Genomic DNA, 18,936 nt, shown 5'->3' on the forward strand with positions numbered 1-18,936 from the left:
TTTGATGCTCGGCCAATGGCGTGTCCGCAGCTTACCAACTCGATCACGGGTAAGGAGTGCTATGTAGGGCTGGAAAATTCCATGGCAGGAGTTCGTCGATCCGGCTTTTCGGATGGCCGCCAGCAATAGCTTCGAGGGTCGCCTTGAGATAGGCGAAGGGCTCGACGTTGTTGATCTTCGCGGTCTCGATGAGGGATGCGATGCGGCCCCAGGTGCGGCCGCCCTCGTCATGGCCGGCGAACAATGCATTTTTCCTGTTCAGGGCAATTGGCCGGATCAAATTCTCGACACTGTTGCTATCGATCTCGACACGGCCGTCGTGGAGGAAGGTCTGCAAACCGTCCCAGTGACGATGGATGTAGGCAAGCTTCTCGCCGAGGCGGGACTTGGCGGAGACCCGGCGGCGTTGCTCTTGCAGCCATTGTCCGAAGGCGGCGACCAGAGGCGCGGTGCGGGCCTGCCTTGCCGAGAGCCGCTGCCCGGGCGCCGTTCCGCGGATATCGGCCTCGACCCTGTAGAAGTCGGCGATCCGGCGCAAGCCTTCGGCGGCGATCTCGGAGCCGTCTCTATCGAACACCTCCTTCAGTTTCCGCCGTGCGTGCGCCCAGCAATGGGCCACGCGGATCGGATCGCCACCCTTGCGGGACGGGCGCGTCAGGCAGTTGTAGCCCTGGTAGCCGTCGAGTTGCAGGACCCCGTCGAAGCCACGAAGGATTTTCTCCGCGTTTTCTCCGCGGCGGTCAGGCGCATAGAAGAAGACCACGCCGGGTGGATCGTCCCCGCCCCAGGCCCGGTCGTCTCGGGCCAATGCCCAGAGGTATCCGGTTTTCGTCTTGCCGCGGCCCGGATCCAGCACCGGCGCCGTGGTCTCGTCCATGAACAGCTTGGTCGACACCTTCAGATGCTCTGCCAGCCGGTTGATCACCGGGGCGAGGTGGAACGCGGCGGTGCCGACCCAATCCGCCAGCGTGCTGCGATGGATATCGATGCCCGACCGGGCAAGGATCTGGCTTTGCCGGTGCAAGGGCAAATGGTCCGCGTACTTGGCAACCAGAACATGCGCAATGGCGCCTTCCGTCGGCAGACCGCCTTCGATGAGATGCGCCGGCGCCAGCATCTGAGTGACGCCGTCGGTACAGGCGCGGCAGGCGTATTTGGGGCGGACGGTGACGATCACGCGCAGCTGTGCGGGCACGATGTCGAGCCGCTCCGTGCGATCCTCGCCAATCTTGTGCATCACCCCGCAACCGCAGGGACACTCAAGACTGTCAGGCTCGATCAAACGCTCGATGCGGGGAAGGTCCTTCGGCAGGTAGCCCCTATTGCGACGGGCCGGACGGCGGGTTTTGCCTTTAGAGGAGAGCTGCGTGTCCTGGCTTTCCTCAACCTCGGCGATGGCTGTCTCGAGGTCTTCGAAAGCCAGCTGCCGTTCGTCTTCGCTGAGCTTCTCCGACCTTTTGCCGTGAACCGCGTGGTTCAACTCCGCGACCAGATGCTCCAGGCGCCTGTTGATCTCCTTGAGCGCATCCCTTTCGCGCAGGAGCGCGGCGACAGCATCACGCTGGTCGGCGGGGATCGCGGAAAGATCGATGGCGACAGTGGAAGGCATGGGCCGAGAATAGCCCGGGACCGCTCCGGATGCCCGCCATTTCCGGCACCTGATTCATTCAGCCGCAGCCGGAGACCGAGCCTCCAATGCCTTCACCTTGCGCCAGTCCAGACCCGAGAACAGCGCCTCGAACTGAGCATGGTTCAGCGACATGGTGCCATCCCTGATGACGGGCCAGGTGAAGGTCGTATCTTCCAGCCGCTTGTAGGCCATCACAAGACCGGACCCGTCCCAATAAAGCAATTTGAGCCGGTCGGCTCGCCTGGACCGGAACACAAAAACCGTGCCGGTGAACGGGTCCTTGCGCAACACGGTCTGGACCAGAGCGCTTAGACCATCATGTCCTTTTCTGAAATCGACCGGCTTTGTTGCCACCAGGATACGCACCCGGTTCGAGGGGAAAATCATGATCCACGCTCAAGGGCGCGCACAATTCCGGCAATCCTGTCCGGGCTCGCGGAAGCATCCAAGCGGATTGTGGTTCCGCCGTGAATGATCTCCACCGCCGCCAGCGGCTTCGCATCCTCTTCAACGGACGTCGGGGTCGGCTCCAGAACGGCCGGTACAAACTTGGCTCCCGGAAGATCCGGCACCACAAGTTTGCCCTCCCGCGCCAAACGTCGCCACGACGAAAGATGGTTGGGCTTCATGCCCACACGCCGGGCGACCTCGTTCACGGTCACACCGGGCACATAGGTCTCCGCGACAAGCTGACCCTTCACTTCATCCGGCCAGTGCCGCTTCCCTGCGGGGCCGACCAAAATCTCATATCCGCAAATGGACTCCATATGGAGCGATCTATGGACTCCCAACCCTTCCTCCATTCCCAAATCAACAATGGGTATGGATTCCAGCATCACGACGGAAGCGAATAGGTGGGGTCCAGCCGCCGCTTACGATGTTTGTGAAATTGCGGAAACCGTTTCCCTAACAATTAAGCTTGCCCATCCGCTGTTAGCAATCAGTCTTGCTGGTCTCAATAAAGAGGTCAGTTCTGGCGGGGGCGGGCGAATTCACATCCCCAAGCAGCTTGGCTTCGCATTTGGTCGCTGGAAAAGTTCGAATCGATCATTGGGATGTGACTGGAGCTGCGATCTGCCTCGCGGGTCCCTCGATCATAATCAGGGCCCTTGTCAGTCGGATAGTTGTTCCGACAGTGTGCAGAAAAGTTGCAATCAATTTGCTTCGACCGGCAGACCCGCCGCCCGCCACTCGGGCAAACCATCCTCCAGACGCCGTATATTGAAGCCACGGGCGCGCAATGCCGCCACTGCTTCAAAAGAGAGTACGCACCATGGACCGCGGCAATACGCAACGATCTCGGTATCCGGATCGAGTTCAGCGAGCCGCGCTTCCAGCTCGTTCAAGGGAATATTGACGGCTCCCGGCACGTGGGAGGTTGCGAATTCGTCCGGTGGACGGACATCGAGCACTGTAACCCGACCGTCTCGCGTTTTGGCCAGAAGTTCCTCGCGCGTGACCGCTTCCATGCTGTCGCGATCGTCGAAATAACTCCGCCGGATCTTTTCGACTTCGGCGAGATTGCGCTCCGCGACGCCGGAAAGAGCTGCCATCAGGTCGAGCACACCGTCATCCGCAAGCCGATAGAGCACATACTTGCCGTCCCGTCTTGAGGCGACCAGTCCGGCTCGCCTCAATTGCTGCAAATGCTGCGACGTGTTGGCGATGGTGAGCCTAACACGCTCGGCCAGCGCGTCCACGCTGCGTTCGCCTTGCCCAAGATGTTCGAGAACCTCGAGGCGGTGCGGACTCCCGAGGGCGCGGGCGACTGCGGCGAATTCTGAATAGAGCGCTTGTTTAGGGCCGATTGACATTGTCCGGTTACCGACATTATATCATTCAAGTGATTAGTTGAATGTAATCTGTGCAAGAGGTCATGGCAAGGCTTCTTGACGACCGACGAACGGCTCCCAATGACCGACTTACTGCTGGCGAACGAACCGCTGATCCGCCTGAGATTCTTTCTCGGCATCCTTTTGGCGATGGCGCTCTGGGAGGTGGCGGCGCCGCGCAGACGCAGGGAGATTCCGCGTTTGCTGCGCTGGAGCAACAATCTCGGCATCGTCATCGTAGACACGCTGTTGGTGCGTCTCACGTTTCCCATAGTGGCGGTCGCACTCGCCGTCATCGCCGAAGAGCGTGGCTGGGGGCTGTTCAATGCCTTCGAAACGCATGCCTGGGTCGCCTTCATCGTATCGATGCTGGCGCTCGACCTTGCGATCTATCTCCAGCACGTGATGTTCCATGCCGTTCCGGCTCTCTGGCGGTTGCACCGCATGCATCATGCGGATCTGGAATTCGACGTGACCACCGGTCTGCGCTTTCACCCGGTAGAAATCCTGCTGTCGATGGCCATCAAGCTCGCCGTCGTCGTGGCCCTTGGCCCGCCTGCGGTTGCTGTGCTTGTCTTCGAAGTGCTTTTGAATGCCACCGCGATGTTCAACCATTCAAATGTCCGAATTCCGGCCGGGATCGACCGTATCCTGCGGCTTGTCGTGGTGACGCCGGACATGCACCGGGTTCATCACTCGATCCATCCGAGCGAGACGAACAGCAATTTCGGCTTCAACCTGCCCTGGTGGGATCGTCTGCTCGGGACCTATCGGCCGCAGCCCCGTGAAGGTCACGAGGCCATGACCATCGGCATCGAACAATTCCGAACCCGGCGAGACCTGTGGCTCGACCGGATGCTGATCCAGCCACTGATCGGCCGCGCCAGCAATTATCCAATCAACCGCGAGCGAAACGGAGACAAGCAGTGAACGCCCGTCGTCTGCTTCCACGCGTCCTCCTGCTCCTGGGTATTCTCACAGCAACCTTTTGGGCAGCCTTGCTGCGCGACCGGTTGAACCTGGAAGCACTCGACGCCTGGCTTTCCGGGCTCGGGTTCTGGACGCCTCTTGCCTTTCTCGGTCTTTATGCCGTTGGAACGGTCGCCTTCGTGCCGGGGACCCTGTTCGCATTGGCGGGGGGGGGCGCTGTTCGGACCTGTCTGGGGCACGGTGCTCAATCTTTTGGGCGCGACTATTGGTGCAAGCCTTGCCTTTCTCATCGCCCGCTATGTCGCCAGCGATTGGGTGACGGCCAGGACCGGCGGGCGAATGAAGCGGCTGACAGAGGGAGTGGAAGCCGAGGGCTGGCGGTTCGTCGCCTTCGTGCGCCTCGTGCCGCTGTTCCCCTTCAACCTCACCAACTACGCCCTTGGTCTCACACGCATCCGGTTCCTGGCCTATGTTGTGACGTCCCTTGTCTGCATGGCGCCGGGTGCCATCGCATATACCTGGTTCGGGCACGCTGGACGTAAGGCCCTTTCCGGCGACGTTTCGGCGATACGCTACGGCCTGATGGCCCTCGGTCTGCTCGCGGCCATCGTCTTCCTGCCTCGTCTGGTTCGCCGCTTGCGTGGCTGCGCGGCAGTCAGCTGGGTGGAGACGGACGCGGTGACCGATCGCCCTAGAGAAAGCGGGGTCACCGTTATCGACGTGCGCTCGCCCGATGAGTTCACCGGTCCGCTCGGCCACATCGAAACCGCTCTGAACATTCCGTTTGGCGATTTGCCCGATCGTTTGAGCGAGTTAAGGGAACTCCGGGGTCGATCTGTCGTTCTTGTCTGCAAGAGTGACAAGCGCTCCTCGACCGCAGCGGCCAAGCTCGGTGACGCCGGATTCCGCGATGTCAGCGTTCTGCGCGGTGGTATGGAGAAATGGAACCGGGACGGCAGAGCGGTCTGCAACGGCGATGCCAGCAGAACAGACCCGATTTGAAGTAATTCAAGATCTCCTGCACACTTTAGTCCCTATTTGCGAAGATATTTCACCAGCGCGGCGATTGCGAGAACCAGCAGTACCAGGATGAGGATCATCCAGATCCCACCGAAGCCCATGCCATAGCCTTCCATCATGCCGTGTCCTTTCGTTTCAGACGTAGATTGCCCTGTCAGATTTTGGCGCCGCGTAACCGCAGCGAATTCAGCACCACAGAGATCGATGAGGCACTCATTGCAAATGCCGCGAACATCGGACTGATCAGGATACCGAAGACCGGGTACAAGACACCCGCCGCAACAGGCACACCGGCGGCGTTGTAGATGAGCGCGAAGAACAGGTTCTGGCGTATGTTGCCCATTGTCGCGCGCGCCAATCGACGGGCGCGGACAATCCCGTCGAGATTGCCCTTTACCAGCGTGATCCCCGCACTCTCGATCGCCACATCGGCACCAGTGCCCATCGCGATCCCGACATCCGCCTGGGCGAGCGCAGGAGCATCGTTGACGCCATCGCCGGCCATCGCGACCTTCTCTCCCTGACCTTGCAGTTCCTTGATGATCGAGGCCTTGTCCTCGGGCAGCACGTCCGCACGGATCTCATCTATTCCCAGCCGAGCCGCAACCGCTCTCGCGGTCCGTTCGTTGTCGCCGGTCGCCATGATGATGCGGAACCCCAGTTCGTGAAGCGCCTTGAGAGCTGCCGGCGTCGTTTCCTTCACAGGGTCGGCTACGCTGACCAGGCCGGCGATCTTGCCTTCGACAACCACGAACATGACCGTTTCTCCCGCGTCACGCCGTTCGTTTGCTCGGTTGGTCAGATCATCGGCCTGAAGCCCGAGATCCTGGACAAGCTTGATGTTCCCGAGCGCAACGGGTCTGCCGTCGACGGTGCCCTTGACACCCTTGCCGGTCACCGCCTCGAATTCCCCGGCTGAGCCCAGTTTGACACCGCGTTCCTCCGCACCGTCGACAATGGCCTCGGCCAGCGGGTGCTCGGATCCTTTTTCCAGAGTGGCCGCAAGTCGCAGCACTTCGCTTTCGTCGTGACCGGGCTCTGCAAACACGCCAATGAGGCGTGGCTTGCCCTCGGTCAAGGTACCGGTCTTGTCGACGATGAGCGTCCCTACTTTTTCAAAACGCTCCAGAGCTTCGGCGTTCTTAATCAGAACGCCTGCCTGCGCGCCGCGCCCGGTGGCGGTCATGATCGACATCGGCGTTGCAAGCCCAAGCGCACAGGGACACGCTATGATCAGGACCGCGACCGCGGCGATGAGGGCATAGGAGAGCGCCGGTGACGGCCCCCAGACGGCCCAGCCGACGAAGGCCAACAGGGCAACGCCGATTACCGCCGGCACAAAAAAACCGGCAATCTTGTCGGCGTATTTCTGTATCGGGGCGCGTGAACGTTGTGCATTGGCAACCATTTCGACGATCTGGCTCAGCATCGTGTCCGCACCGACCCTTCGTGCTTCAATCACCAGGGATCCTGTCCCGTTGATCGTTGCTCCGGTTACGGACTCGCCTGCGACTTTTTCGACTGGAACCGGTTCGCCGGTGATCATGCTTTCGTCAACCGACGACCGGCCGTCGAGGACCACTCCGTCGACCGGCACCTTGTCGCCGGGCCTGACCCTGAGCCGGTCGCCGACCTGAACATCGTCGAGCGGGATTTCTTCCTCGGTGCCGTCCTCCCGAACGATCCGGGCCGTCTTGGCAGCGAGATCCAGGAGGGCACGGATTGCCTTGCCGGTCCCCTCACGCGCGCGCAACTCCATCACCTGGCCCAGAAGCACAAGGGTGACGATCACCGCTGCCGCTTCGAAATAGACGCCGACATGCCCATCCGGATCGCGAAATCCTGCCGGGAAAATGTCCGGGGCGAGCACGGCGACGACACTGAATGTCCAGGCCGACATCACGCCCATTCCGATCAGCGAGAACATGTTGAGGTTCATGCTTCGAAACGAGTTCCAGCCCCTTGTCAGAAATGGCCAGCCGCACCAAAGGACTACGGGAGTACCAAGGACCAGTTCAATCCAGAGCGTCGCGCGTTCACCAAATATCCCGCGTACGCCGGACAGGCCGAGATAGGGACCCATCGTCAAGACAAGCAAAGGGACGGTCAGTGCTGTTCCAACCCAGAACCGGTGGGTGAAATCGACAAGTTCCGGATTCGGCCCTTCAGCAGCCATCGCTGCGTTTTCGAGTTCAAGTCCCATGCCGCAAATGGGACAGGACCCCGGTTCGATCCGACGCACCTGTGCATGCATGGGACATGTGTAGACCGGTCCATCGTATCCGGAAGGAACCGTATCGTAGCTTTTGTCCGCCGCAGCTGCGTGATCTTGATGAGCATGAGCATGTTGACCGTGGCCGTGGCCGGAATGGGCGTGGACTTCATTCTCCGGGACAAGGTGCATTCCGCACTTAGGGCAATTGCCCGGTTTGTCTTGCTTGACTTCCGGATGCATTGGACATGTGTATTCAACGCCGTTTGCAGACGTTTCTTTATGGGAGCCTTCTGCTTCGTTCATTTTTTCGGTCCAGTCCATGTTGGTGCAGGATTGCCAGTACCACTTGCAGCGTCGCGAAGAGGCGGGGTCGCCAGAAAAGCAGAGACGGCTTGGCCGATCATCTCTCCGAGATAGATAGCGTTGCTTTCGTGCGGAATGCTGTCAGTCGAAACGATCCTCGCAGCGCCAGCGGATCGTATCTCGTGGTAGGCACTTCCGGCAAAGACTGCATGAATGAGGATACAGACCGGTGGCCTCACGCCTGCAGCAAGAACGCGTTCGACCACCCGAACCATCGTGCGGCCAGAAGAAGCGATATCGTCGAGAATGACCGGCGTTCCCTGACGAAGGTCGACGCCGTCAGGCACGCTAACCTCTACCAGCCGGTCGCCGCTCCGGCTCTTCTGCAATACCTCGAAGGGACGTCCGGCCATCCCTGCAACTTCAGCAACCCATTGCCTGCTTTCGCTGTCGGGCCCAAGCAGGATCGCATCGGGAACTTCCCGGGAAATCCATGTTGCGATCGATCGGGCCGTCGCAACCCGCATTGCCGGAACCCGGAAGATATCCTCCAGCCGCGCGATCCGGTGGAGGTGAGGGTCGACGGTCAAGAGCCAATCGAAACTCTGGCAAAGGAAGTCAGCAAACAGCGGAGCGCTCACTGCCTGTCCGGGCAAAAAACTTTTGTCCTGCCGCATGTATCCTAGATAGGGAGCTATGAGGCCGACGCGGCAAGCACCCATCTCGCGCGCTGTTGCCGCGGCAAAGCGCAGTGGAAGCGCCATGTGGTCCGGATCGCGCAAAGTTGCGACGAAACCTACATCGGCACCGTCCAGCCCGTCCGGCAAAGTCACCAGGCTTTCGCCATCGGGAAACCGGTGCAAACCGAGCTGCCGGACCTTCGCCCCCATGCTGCCGCCGATGTCATGCGCCAATGCAGTCATTTCCGGGAACGGGATCAAGATCATGACGCGATCTCGCCGATCTTCATCACGTCAACGTGTGCCTGTGCATAGGCATGGGCATAGTCGAGCTCCCCTGAAGTCTCGGCATGAATCTCGAAGAGGGGTTGACCACGTTGCACAAGCGCTCCCGGATGCACATTGAGCCTCACACCGGCGTTTTTCTGGCGCGGTGCACCAGCGAGCTTCGCAATACGGGCGATGACCCGGTTGTCCACAGTGGTGAGGACGCCGGTGCGGCTCGCTACGACTTCCAGCCGTTGCCGCGCCACGCAGGGTTCGCGAAATCCGCCCTGGGCATTGCAAATTGCCAGGAACTTCGCCTCCGCCTCGCCGCTTTCGATCAGCGCTTCCGCACAGGCGCGTCCCGAGCCGTCGTCGGCAAGTCCGCCGAGTTGGAGCAGTTCTCCTGCCAGGTCAATTGCCCGAGCACGCAGATCGGCCGGTGCATCGCTGCGGCGTCGCAACACCGACAGCACATCTGCCGCTTCGAGTGCCGGACCGATACCCCGTCCGACGGGTGCGGTTCCATCGCTGATGTGCAGCACAACTTTCAATCCGATCTGGCGTCCCGCTTCCCTGAGCCGATTTCCAAGAGCAACTGCAGCTTCTCTGGAGCGGACCTTGGCGGTAGGCCCGACAGGCATGTCGATCAGGACGTCACTCGATCCGACGGCAGCCTTTTTCGACAGGACACTGGCCACCAACTGCCCCGTTGAATCGAGATCAAGAGGCCGTTCTATGCGGATAAAATGATCGTCGGCCGGACTTAAGTTCAATGCACCACCCCAGACGACGCAGCCACCTTCGGCCTCGACCACCTTGCGCAATTCCGCGGTGTCCAGATCGACACGTGCCATGACTTCCATGGTGTCGGCGGTGCCGGCGGGAGACGTGATCGCACGGCTCGATGTTTTGGGTATCAAGCCGCCTGCGGCGGCGACAATCGCCACAACGATGGGCGTTGTGCGATTGCCGGGCAACCCTCCGACACAATGCTTGTCGAGGACCGTCTGCGTTCCCCAATCGAGACGCGTGCCTGCTGCCAGCATCGCCCGGGTTAGGGCCACCGTCTCAGCTTCGTCGAGTCGATCTCCGGTACATGCGGTTAGGAACGCCGCCAATTCAATCTCCGACAGCCGATTTTCGAGCGTGTCGCCTACAATCGCTGTAAAATCTCCCTCGGATAACCGATCACCATACGCTTTGGCCCGGATCAGAGAGGCTGACGCCGGTGGTTCCGGATGCGAGAAACGCCCGCGATCTCCGGGCTCGGCGCCAATTGCCTGCCATGCCGAAATCGAAAGCGCCGCTGTATTTGCTTCCAGCCATTCGCCGCGCTTCACTACATTCAGGGTTGCGATGATCCAGCGACCGTGCAAGTCGAGCCTGACGCGGGTCTGAGCTGCAAAGCCTTCCGAGCGGCAGACATGGCAATCTTCGGTCATATAGATCACCGGCTGGCGATAGGTGTCGATACCTGAGGGGACAAGAGCAAGCGTGTCGGTCATCGCGGCTTGTCCAGATTGATGATGTCGAGATGTTCGGGAGCGCGCGCCGGCCAACCGAGCTCATGTTCAATTCTGCCGCGCAGCGTATCAGACGCGGATGGCTCGCCGTGCGTGACATATGTCATTGCCGGTGGCCGTGACGCTCCGCGCATCCAGCGCAGAATCTCGTCTGCGTCAGCATGGCCGGAGAAGCTTTGCAACTGAACGACCTCGGCTTTGATCGGAAACTCGCGTCCAAAAATTCGCAAGGTTCTGGCTCCTTCGGCCAAGGCTGAACCACGTGTGCCGCCCGCCTGAAACCCGGACAGGAGAATGGTATTGCGGCGATCAGGACCAAAGCTGATAAGATGATGGAGGATGCGGCCTCCCGTGAGCATTCCGGACGCCGAGATGATGATCATCGGGCCCTGGCGGGTGTTCAACTCTTTCGATTGCTCAACCGTTTGCACCCGCTGAGCCAGGCGATACATGTCCACGCATTCGGCCCATGGAACATGATGCTCATCGTGATGCCGATGATAAATCTCGGTCGCATCGATTGACATCGGGCTGTTGAGAAAGACGGGCACGGGCGGGATCTCGCCATGCTTTATCAACCGGGCAATGTGATACATCAGTCCTTGTGCCCGGCCTACCGCGAACGACGGGATTAGAACAGTACCGCCTCGTGCGAAGGTGCGTTTCAAGATAGGGGCAAGTTCCGCCTCCGGATCGATATCCGGATGCTTTCGATTGCCGTAGGTGGATTCGCAGACAAGAATATCCGCCCCCTCAAAGGGGATGGGTGGCCGCATCAGCGGATCGGGATCGTGACCAAGATCCCCGCTGAAATGAACGACTTTGTTTCCTGTTTCGAGCCTGATCTGAGCTGCACCCTGAAGGTGACCGGCCGGGATGAACGTTGCTGCGACCCCGCCTCCGAGATCGACACGGCGGTCGAAATCTACGGTATCGAGGTGTTTGAGCGCTGCTTCTGCGTCCTTCAAGGTGTAAAGAGGCGTCGGATTTTTGTGCCTTGAATATCCGTTCCGCTTGGCATGGCGAGCTTCTTCTTCCTGAAGATGTCCACTGTCGGGCAATATCAGGCCACATAGTTCGGCGGTCGCGGCGGTGCATAAAACCCTTCCGGAATAACCGGATCGGATAAGCGCAGGAAGATAGCCACTATGGTCAAGATGTGCGTGGGTCAAAAGTACGGTGTCTATGCCCTTCGGTCGTGTGGGAAAGGGCTTGCGGTTGCGGGCGCGCAGGTTCTTGAAGCCCTGGAACAGGCCACAATCCACCAGGATGCGACGGGATCCAGCTTCAATCAGGTAGCGCGAACCGGTGACAGTGCCTGCCGCACCGAGAAATCGCAGGGTGTGGGATGCCGTCCGGGTCATGCTGTTATTCCTTCCCTAGCGAGCGTTTTGAATAAAACGCCCATGAAGAGCACTGCAGGCCTGGCAACCAGGCAGGGGCTGCAGAAATGTCATCGCTTGAATTGACGCAGAAACCGGGATTTGCGGCGCAGATGCCCGGGTTCTCTCCGATTTGCACGGTCAGTAGGCCCGGGAGCTGGCATCCCGGGCCGGCACTTCGAGTCTCGTCAGTCTTCAGAGGGTGCCTGCCTGTTCATCATCCCTTGCGATCCCGGCGTCATTCCCCGCATTTTCATTCTGCGTGCCGGAGCGGCCATCTCGGCCTCGGTTATCTTTCCATCGCCATCGGCGTCGAGATGCTGGAAACGGTCCACCGTGGTGTCGCGGATCATTGCCGCGTGCAGGGTCTCGAATTCACTCAGAGACAAGGTCCCGTCACCGTCGGCATCAAACTCCTTGAGCCGGGACAGCATATTGGTCCTGCCCTCACCGGCGCCGGGCGCACCCATCATGTCGCCACCCATCATCATGCGCATCATCTTGCCGTCCATCATTGCCATGGGGTTTCCCCCCCCCTGGCCTTGCATATTGTTCTCCATCATCTGGCCGTGCATCTGCATCATCATGCGCATCATATTCTGCATCATGCCGGCCTGACCGCCCATAGGTCCTGTTTCTTCCGCACTCTGTTCCGAAGCTCCGTGCCCGTGTTCGCTGTCGGCAAGAGCAAGACCCGGAGTTGCCACCGAAAGGATCATCGCGGCAGCGATCATTGGGAAAATTTTCATTAGAGATATCCAGTTCAGTTTTGCTGTTCAGATGATGTCCAAACCAAAGCTGGGTCGATCCCGATCGCCAAGCCTGGGTGCCATTGGCTCCAACTTTGGCTGTCCGAGACGACTGCCTTTAATGGCTTGAAACCACCGTTTTGACGTTTGTTGAGTTTCATCCGAGGGGCACACCGCACGGCCAATTTCTATTCGGCTGGTGCAACGGCTTACCCTAGGCTCGACCCTGTGCGCTCAACCAGCGAAAGACAGAGAAGCTGGTTCGTTCACATTGGCGGCGCTGTGTTACCGGCTCTGTGGTGGCCGCAATAACCCAGAGACAGCCGCGGATAGTGCTCCACGCGGCTCCATTCCAACCCAGGCGTGGCTGGAACTTGGCAAACTGGGAAGATCTGTCGAGTTGGACGCAATTGCAAAGCAGATGCCTGCAAGGCCCGGGCAATGGCCAACTGCACTTATGTGATCGCTCATGCCTGAGGTCGTTCCGGCTTCATCGGAATTCGACAACATATCCGAGTGCAATGATGTGGCGATTGAGGCGGTGTGCGCATGCGCCATTCCACCAACGCCTGTTGAGAACACAAGAATGACCAGCACCAGGGCCCGGACAATCATGTGAAACAGGGGGGATGAAAACGTATGGCGCACAGACACTCTCCTTCCGAGTGTATTAAAGCAGATGCGCCGGGAAATTCCTTGATGCAGGTCAAACCGAGCAAACTCGGGTGAGGCCCTCATCAAAGAACGCCCCCTTGAACGAAACCTCAGTTTTTGCTTTTCACCGTCGCCCGGCAGTCGCAGCGGCACCAGATTGCCTCAGCAGGCTGAAACCACGCCAGAGTGCACCTGCGTCGGCTTGCGAGATCAGTCCCGATGCCCCCAGCAATCGGGCGAGCACCATTCCGGCCGCGACATTTACCCCGAGATTCACGATCCCGTTGACCAGGGCTTCGTCGCCGGCGCGCATAAGTTGCCGTCCAGCATGGCCGTAAAGTCGGGAATAGAGCTCGTTGCCTGCCCCAACGCGCACAATTCCGCCCATGGGCAGGCCAGGCCCCGTCGCGATAAGCAGGCCACGGGTGTGCATGTGAGGGTGTGGATGCGGTCTGAAACGTGTCACTGAAAAATTGCTTCCGTTCAGGTAGACAAGAACTTCAGAGCTTGAATCGATAGCCTGCAATATGTCGCCGACCTTGTCAGCATGAGCTTCCCAATGGAATTCATGAATTGCGTTTGCGACCGAAGCGACAACACTCGCGAAATGCTGCTGGGGATTGTTGAACTCGAAAAGGCGCAGAATGCCCTGGATCTTGACGTCGATGTGCGGTGGCCTCGTCAAGGTGGCCAGGTGCTGGTGATTGTCCCGAAGATCCTGATATTGAATGCAGTTTGAAAAGAGTCTGCTCAGTATTTGCTTGAGATTTCGCTCACTTTGAGCCGTGGGAGCATAGATTATAACCGGCATGGGAAGTTCTCCGCGTTATGTGCTCACTCATTTCTAGAAATACTCTAATATTTGAAGACCAAGATTATCATTCTTGGCACAATCAGACAATTCGGAAGCGTATCATTCCATGATCTGATTTCTCCACCTCCACCAATATATTAAAACATATCTAAGGGAAAAAATCGGAAAGCTATCGAAGTAACCTGTTTGGGAGTACCCCGTCTCGTCGCGAGTATTTTTTGTGCTTGATCGCTCAATGATCTTGGAAGCTAGGATCTCAAGCCTCATATGGTGCGTTCACAAATGTGCTGGACAAATGCGGGTTTCACGAAGAATTCAGTTGCTGCGTTGCATAGTTCCAGATACAGAAATTGCGATCCTCAATTAGGTGACCTTTGCGCAACCTGCTTCTAATCCTCATCGCGAGCATATTTCTCCTCGGAACTTTCATTCCCGGGGCGAGAACACATGCTTCTGTAGAAGGGGTGCAGATTGTGACAGGTGCAGCCGGACAGGCTTTCCAAGACCTGCATCAGGAGCTTGGTTCTGGCGACACACAGGGCGCGATACCTGATTGCCCGGCATCAACGGCAAAGAAGAACGGAAAGACGTCCTCGCATGCGTGCTGCCCGGCATCATGCGTTGCAGACCTTGTTATCCTGCATAGCCCCATTTCCCCGGACTGGAAGGGTCTTCCTGCCTATCTGCCGATGATCGGTTCGCTGACGGATGCGAGCGGACATCGCCTGGAGCATCCTCCCAAGCACTGATCTCGATCCGGAGTTTTGTCCGGACAAACCGTGCGCCGCGGTCGCCGCGGCGACGATCAGAAAATCGAGATCAGAGAGTTTCTATGAAGCTAAGCGTTATTGCAGCGCTCTCGCCGCTATTGGTCGGGGGTTGCGCATCGACGGCATCCTTGCCGAGCCTTTCCGCCGGCTCCGGCCCGGAAGATCCGGGCACTGCCATTCATGCCCTATATCCGTCTTCTGTGACCGAAGGTTACACTGCGCGCGGTCCGGTCGATCCGGGTTCCTGGCGCAAACTCAATGACGACCAGGCTCCCAGCCGGGGAGGTGGTTCATGAGGGCTTTGGCTGTCAAACCAATCCTTTTCGCTTTAACTGCGAGCGTGCTGGCCGGATGTGTTTCCCCGGAGCAGATTGCCTCCTATTCCGAACAGCAGCCGGGATTTCAGCAAGTGTCTTCCGGCACCTCCTTACGATCACGCAACAAGGAAACCGTCTGGATCCAGAATGCGGATCAGGCGAAGGCCGTCTCTGACAGGGTCCGTACCCTCGTGCACAAGAAGACGATCAGCGCGGATACCGCCGTTCAGGTCGCGCTACTAAACAATCGCGGCCTTCAGGCTTCCTATGCGGCCCTTGGCATGAGCGCCGCGGAGGCCTGGCAGGAGACGATGCTGGAGAACCCGGTCGTTTCCGTCGGGTTCCTCGGTCTCGCTCATCCGGAGATCGGCGGGCTGCGCACAATCGAAAGCACGATTGCGGCCAACCTCTTGTCGCTTGCGACCCAGAAACAGCGGGTCGACATCGCAGATACCAGGTTCCGTCAGGCTCAGGCAGTCGCGATCGGCGATACGCTTTCGCTTGCGGGTGAAACCAGGCGGGCCTGGATAGATGCCGTCGCTGCCTTCGAGACAGTTGCCTACCTCAATCAGGCGCAGGTTGCGGCGGATGCGGCATCGCAGCTTGCACAGAAACTGGGCGAGACCGGGGCAATGCCCAAGGCTGGGCAGGCACGTGAACATGCCTTCTATTCCGAACTGACCGGCCAGAAGGCCGAAGCACGCCTGGCTGCGACCCTTGCAAAGGAACGGCTGACGCGCCTGATGGGGCTGTGGGGACAGGACGTGCAGTATTTCGTGCCCGACAGCTTGCCGGGTCTGCCGAAGGCGCCGCGCGGCAATCCGTCGATCGAGGCCGATGCACTCCGAAACCGGATCGATCTCCAGGTCGCGAAGCTTGAGCTCGAGGCCGTTGCCAAAAGCTACCGCCTGACGGAAGCAACCAGATACGTCACAGATCTGGAATTGATCGCGGGCGTTGAGGCAGAGAGGGAAGTCGAGACCGAGTATGAACTCGAAGGCGGCGAACTGGAGGAAAAGTCCAAGTCCAAGACCATCGTCACGCCCCAGATCGAGCTGGAATTTGCCATCCCGATCTTCGATAGCGGTAAGGCGAGACAGCGCAAGGCGGAATACGCCTACATGCAGGCGGCCAACAAGCTTGCCGAGAAGGCCGTGAATATCCGGTCCGAAGCAAGGTCGGCTTACACTGCCTTCAAATCCTCACACGAGATCGCCCGCCACTATCGCGATGCGGTGCTGCCTCTGCGCAAGGCGGTCGAGGAAGAAGGTCTGCTGACCTACAACGGCATGATCACCAACACCTTCGATCTGCTTGCGGACACCAGAGCGCGTGTCGACACCCAGCTTCTTGCCGTCAACGCGCGCAAGAACTTCTGGCTCGCCGACGCCGACCTTGCGGCAGCTACCTTTGGCGGTGGAATGGGCGGGGGTACTGAAGGCTCCGAGCCGATGAGAACCGCATCTGCGGAAGGGGGCGGACACTGATGGGGCCACACGAAAGGACGATGACGATGATGAACAGACGTCAACTTCTTGGAGCGGGCGCCGGCGGAGCCGCGCTCGTTTCCACCGCCGCCTGGGCGAAGACATCCAACATGGGGCTGCCGGAAGCCGCCCTCATGGACGGCCCGTCGACACAGGCGCCTAAGGCACCAGACACGGGAGTGCCTTACAATCCCGTGGTTACCCTGAACGGTTGGACGCTGCCCTTCCGAATGAACAACGGCGTGAAGGAGTTCCATCTGGTTGCAGAACCTGTGGAGCGTGAACTGGCGGAGGGGATGACGGCCTATCTCTGGGGCTACAACGGCCAGTCAATCGGCCCGACCATAGAGGCGATCGAGGGAGACCGGGTCCGGATCTATGTGACCAACAAGCTGCCCGAGCACACATCGGTGCACTGGCACGGTCTCATTCTGCCATCGGGCATGGATGGCGTCGGTGGTCTGTCCCATCCCGGCATCCCGCCAGGAAAGACCTTCGTCTACGAGTTCGATCTCGTGAAATCCGGCACCTTCATGTACCATCCCCATGCCGACGAGATGGTCCAGATGGCCATGGGCATGATGGGGTTTTTCATCGTGCATCCGAAGGACCCGTCCTTCATGCCGGTGGACCGCGATTTCCTGATCATGCTCAACGCGTTTGATATCGACCCGGGGTCCTATGTGCCAAAGGTCATGACCATGACCGACTTCAATCTGTGGACCTGGAACAGTCGGATCTTCCCTGACATCGATCCGCTGGTCGTGTCAAAGAATGACCGGGTGCGGGTGCGTGTTGGCAATCTCACCATGACCAACCACCCGATTCACATGCATGGTTACGACTTTGAGGTCACCTGCACCGACGGCGGTTGGGTGCGCCCGGAAGCCCGTTGGCCGGAAGTCTCAATCGACATCCCGGTTGGAGCGATGCGTGCCTATGAGTTCGATGCCGTGCATCTGGGCGACTGGGCGATCCACTGCCACAAGTCGCACCACACGATGAATGCCATGGGCCATGACGTTCCGACCTTCATCGGGGCGGACAAGTCCGCGCTCACCCACAAGATCCGTCTGGTCCAGCCTGAATATATGCCCATGGGCACCAACGGCATGGCGGAAATGGCGGAAATGGCCATGCCGATCCCCGACAACACCGTGCCGATGATGGCCGGGTGGGGACCGCATGGCCCGCTTGAAATGGGCGGGATGTTCTCGGTGGTGAAGGTTCGCGAGGGAATTTCCGCCGGCGATTACAGCGATCCCGGCTGGTACGAGAACCCTCCGGGCACCGAGGCCTGGGAATGGACCGGCGCCCTACCGGAACACGCAAAGGCAGAAAGTCCTGACACCCAACTCAATCCGGCAAACTCAATCGTAAGCGACCGCGGATGAAGACCTTTAGCCAACTGGAAGTTTGCCAGATATGGCGACGCCTCGAAGTCTCGTCTGAAACAAACCTGAGAAAGGTAGATATTGTGAGAAAAATTTTGATGTCCACTACAGTCGCGCTTGCCCTCACGAGTGCCGCGTGGGCGGGAGGCAGTCATACGGGTGGCCACTCTGATGGCCACGAAGGTTCCCACGGACATGTAGAAGAAATGGCCGTTGGTCAGCCCGGAGAGCGGAAGCGGGTGACCCGCGTCGTGCATGTCGAGCTGAAAGAAACCGATGATGGAATGACCATCGAGCCAGGATCTCTCGTCGTAAAAAAAGGCGAAACGATCCTGTTCAGTATAAAGAATACGGGAGAAATCGAGCACGAATTTGTGCTTGATACTCTTGAGAAGAACCATGAGCACAAAGAACTCATGGCTAAATTCCCTGAAATGGAACACGACGATCCGAATTCGGTGAGGCTGGATTCCGGCGAACAGGCAGAAATTGTCTGGTCCTTCACCAACGCTGGAAAATTCGAGTTCGCTTGCCTCATTCCAGGTCACTACGAGTCCGGAATGCACGGTGAGATCACCGTCAAAAAGAACATTCGTCCTTCAAGCTGATACATCTCAACCAAGGTGCCAAGATGAAACACATTCTCACTATCTCGCTCGCGGTTTTTCTGGCAGTTGCCGGCATAACCAGCACCTTCGCGACCGAATTCACAAAAGGTACGGTCAAGAAAATCGACCTCAAGGGTGGAAAAATTACCATCATTCATGAGGAGCTAAAGAACCTTGAAATGCCTGCAATGACCATGGTCTTCGTCGCGAAAGAAGAAGGCATGCTCTCTGATCTGTCAGAGGGCAGTCAAATCGAATTCATCGCGGATAGGGTTGCGGGAAAACTGACTGTCATTGAAATAAAGAAATAGCTTTCGCGAAATCCCATCGCCCATACGGCCGGAGTTTCCGTCAAAATCTC

Annotated in this window: 16 protein-coding genes; 6 read left to right on the top strand and 10 right to left on the bottom strand. The window is 58.9% G+C overall.

Annotated features, from left to right (window positions below; genetic code table 11):
• Nucleotides 1-43: 43 nt before the first annotated feature.
• The 4 genes from tnpC to O6760_RS32155 all read right to left on the bottom strand — a co-directional run bounded on the left by tnpC (nt 44) and on the right by O6760_RS32155 (nt 3,444).
• The gene (gene tnpC / locus O6760_RS32140; RefSeq protein ID WP_075284780.1) at nt 44-1,609 is read right to left on the bottom strand and encodes an IS66 family transposase; all 1,566 of its coding nucleotides are present in this window, start codon (nt 1,607-1,609) and stop codon (nt 44-46) included.
• Nucleotides 1,610-1,663: 54 nt separating this feature from the next.
• On the bottom strand, nt 1,664-2,017 hold the full coding sequence (gene tnpB, locus O6760_RS32145) for an IS66 family insertion sequence element accessory protein TnpB (RefSeq protein WP_075284779.1): 354 nt from the start codon (nt 2,015-2,017) through the stop codon (nt 1,664-1,666).
• The gene (gene tnpA, locus O6760_RS32150) at nt 2,014-2,466 is read right to left on the bottom strand and encodes an IS66-like element accessory protein TnpA (RefSeq protein ID WP_269586480.1); all 453 of its coding nucleotides are present in this window, start codon (nt 2,464-2,466) and stop codon (nt 2,014-2,016) included. The genes tnpB and tnpA overlap by 4 nt, the downstream gene beginning before the upstream one ends.
• A gap of 318 nt (nt 2,467-2,784) precedes the next feature.
• A complete protein-coding gene (locus O6760_RS32155; RefSeq protein ID WP_075284778.1) occupies nt 2,785-3,444 on the bottom strand; it encodes an ArsR/SmtB family transcription factor in 660 nt (219 codons plus the stop codon).
• Between the two features lie 99 nt (nt 3,445-3,543).
• On the opposite strand from O6760_RS32155, the gene O6760_RS32160 reads away from it, so the two are divergent.
• Together O6760_RS32160 and O6760_RS32165 are read left to right on the top strand one after the other, a co-directional pair.
• A complete protein-coding gene (locus O6760_RS32160) occupies nt 3,544-4,392 on the top strand; it encodes a sterol desaturase family protein (protein ID WP_075284777.1) in 849 nt (282 codons plus the stop codon).
• A 240-nt stretch (nt 4,393-4,632) separates the two neighbouring features.
• Entirely contained in the window at nt 4,633-5,394 is a 762-nt protein-coding gene (locus O6760_RS32165; RefSeq protein ID WP_208992489.1) for a VTT domain-containing protein, read from the top strand.
• Nucleotides 5,395-5,566: 172 nt separating this feature from the next.
• On the opposite strand, the gene O6760_RS32170 is transcribed toward O6760_RS32165, so the two are convergent.
• The 6 genes from O6760_RS32170 to O6760_RS32195 form a co-directional block, all read right to left on the bottom strand.
• The gene (locus tag O6760_RS32170; RefSeq protein ID WP_416384232.1) at nt 5,567-7,867 is read right to left on the bottom strand and encodes a copper-transporting P-type ATPase; all 2,301 of its coding nucleotides are present in this window, start codon (nt 7,865-7,867) and stop codon (nt 5,567-5,569) included.
• Between the two features lie 59 nt (nt 7,868-7,926).
• Nucleotides 7,927-8,877 carry a ribose-phosphate diphosphokinase gene (locus O6760_RS32175; RefSeq protein WP_075283993.1) on the bottom strand — a complete coding sequence of 317 codons (951 nt, stop codon included), beginning with the start codon at nt 8,875-8,877 and terminating at the stop codon, nt 7,927-7,929.
• On the bottom strand, nt 8,874-10,382 hold the full coding sequence (locus O6760_RS32180) for a thymidine phosphorylase family protein (RefSeq protein ID WP_075283994.1): 1,509 nt from the start codon (nt 10,380-10,382) through the stop codon (nt 8,874-8,876). Before O6760_RS32180 ends, O6760_RS32175 begins: the two co-directional genes overlap by 4 nt.
• Nucleotides 10,379-11,764, bottom strand: coding sequence for an MBL fold metallo-hydrolase RNA specificity domain-containing protein (locus O6760_RS32185; RefSeq protein ID WP_075283995.1), 1,386 nt, complete (start codon nt 11,762-11,764; stop codon nt 10,379-10,381). Before O6760_RS32185 ends, O6760_RS32180 begins: the two co-directional genes overlap by 4 nt.
• Before the next feature lie 206 nt (nt 11,765-11,970).
• Entirely contained in the window at nt 11,971-12,408 is a 438-nt protein-coding gene (locus O6760_RS32190) for an EF-hand domain-containing protein (RefSeq protein WP_269586468.1), read from the bottom strand.
• 901 nt (nt 12,409-13,309) lie between these two features.
• Entirely contained in the window at nt 13,310-13,996 is a 687-nt protein-coding gene (locus O6760_RS32195; protein ID WP_075283996.1) for a hypothetical protein, read from the bottom strand.
• Between the two features lie 1,065 nt (nt 13,997-15,061).
• Between O6760_RS32195 and O6760_RS32200 the strand changes: the two genes are divergently transcribed.
• The 4 genes from O6760_RS32200 (at nt 15,062) to O6760_RS32215 (ending at nt 18,886) form a co-directional block, all read left to right on the top strand.
• Nucleotides 15,062-16,573: a TolC family protein gene (locus O6760_RS32200; RefSeq protein ID WP_075283998.1), complete on the top strand. Its 1,512-nt coding sequence runs from the start codon at nt 15,062-15,064 to the stop codon at nt 16,571-16,573.
• Nucleotides 16,574-16,599: 26 nt separating this feature from the next.
• Complete coding sequence (locus O6760_RS32205) at nt 16,600-17,967, top strand: multicopper oxidase family protein (RefSeq protein WP_075284035.1); 1,368 nt, start codon at nt 16,600-16,602, stop codon at nt 17,965-17,967.
• 98 nt (nt 17,968-18,065) lie between these two features.
• Nucleotides 18,066-18,575 (top strand): cupredoxin domain-containing protein, encoded by a 510-nt coding sequence (locus tag O6760_RS32210; protein WP_083660791.1) that lies wholly within the window; start codon nt 18,066-18,068, stop codon nt 18,573-18,575.
• Between the two features lie 23 nt (nt 18,576-18,598).
• Nucleotides 18,599-18,886, top strand: coding sequence for a copper-binding protein (locus tag O6760_RS32215; RefSeq protein WP_055661655.1), 288 nt, complete (start codon nt 18,599-18,601; stop codon nt 18,884-18,886).
• Nucleotides 18,887-18,936 lie beyond the last annotated feature (50 nt).

The sequence above is a fragment of the Roseibium sp. Sym1 genome (assembly GCF_027359675.1).
In the GTDB taxonomy this organism is placed as follows: Bacteria; Pseudomonadota; Alphaproteobacteria; order Rhizobiales; family Stappiaceae; genus Roseibium.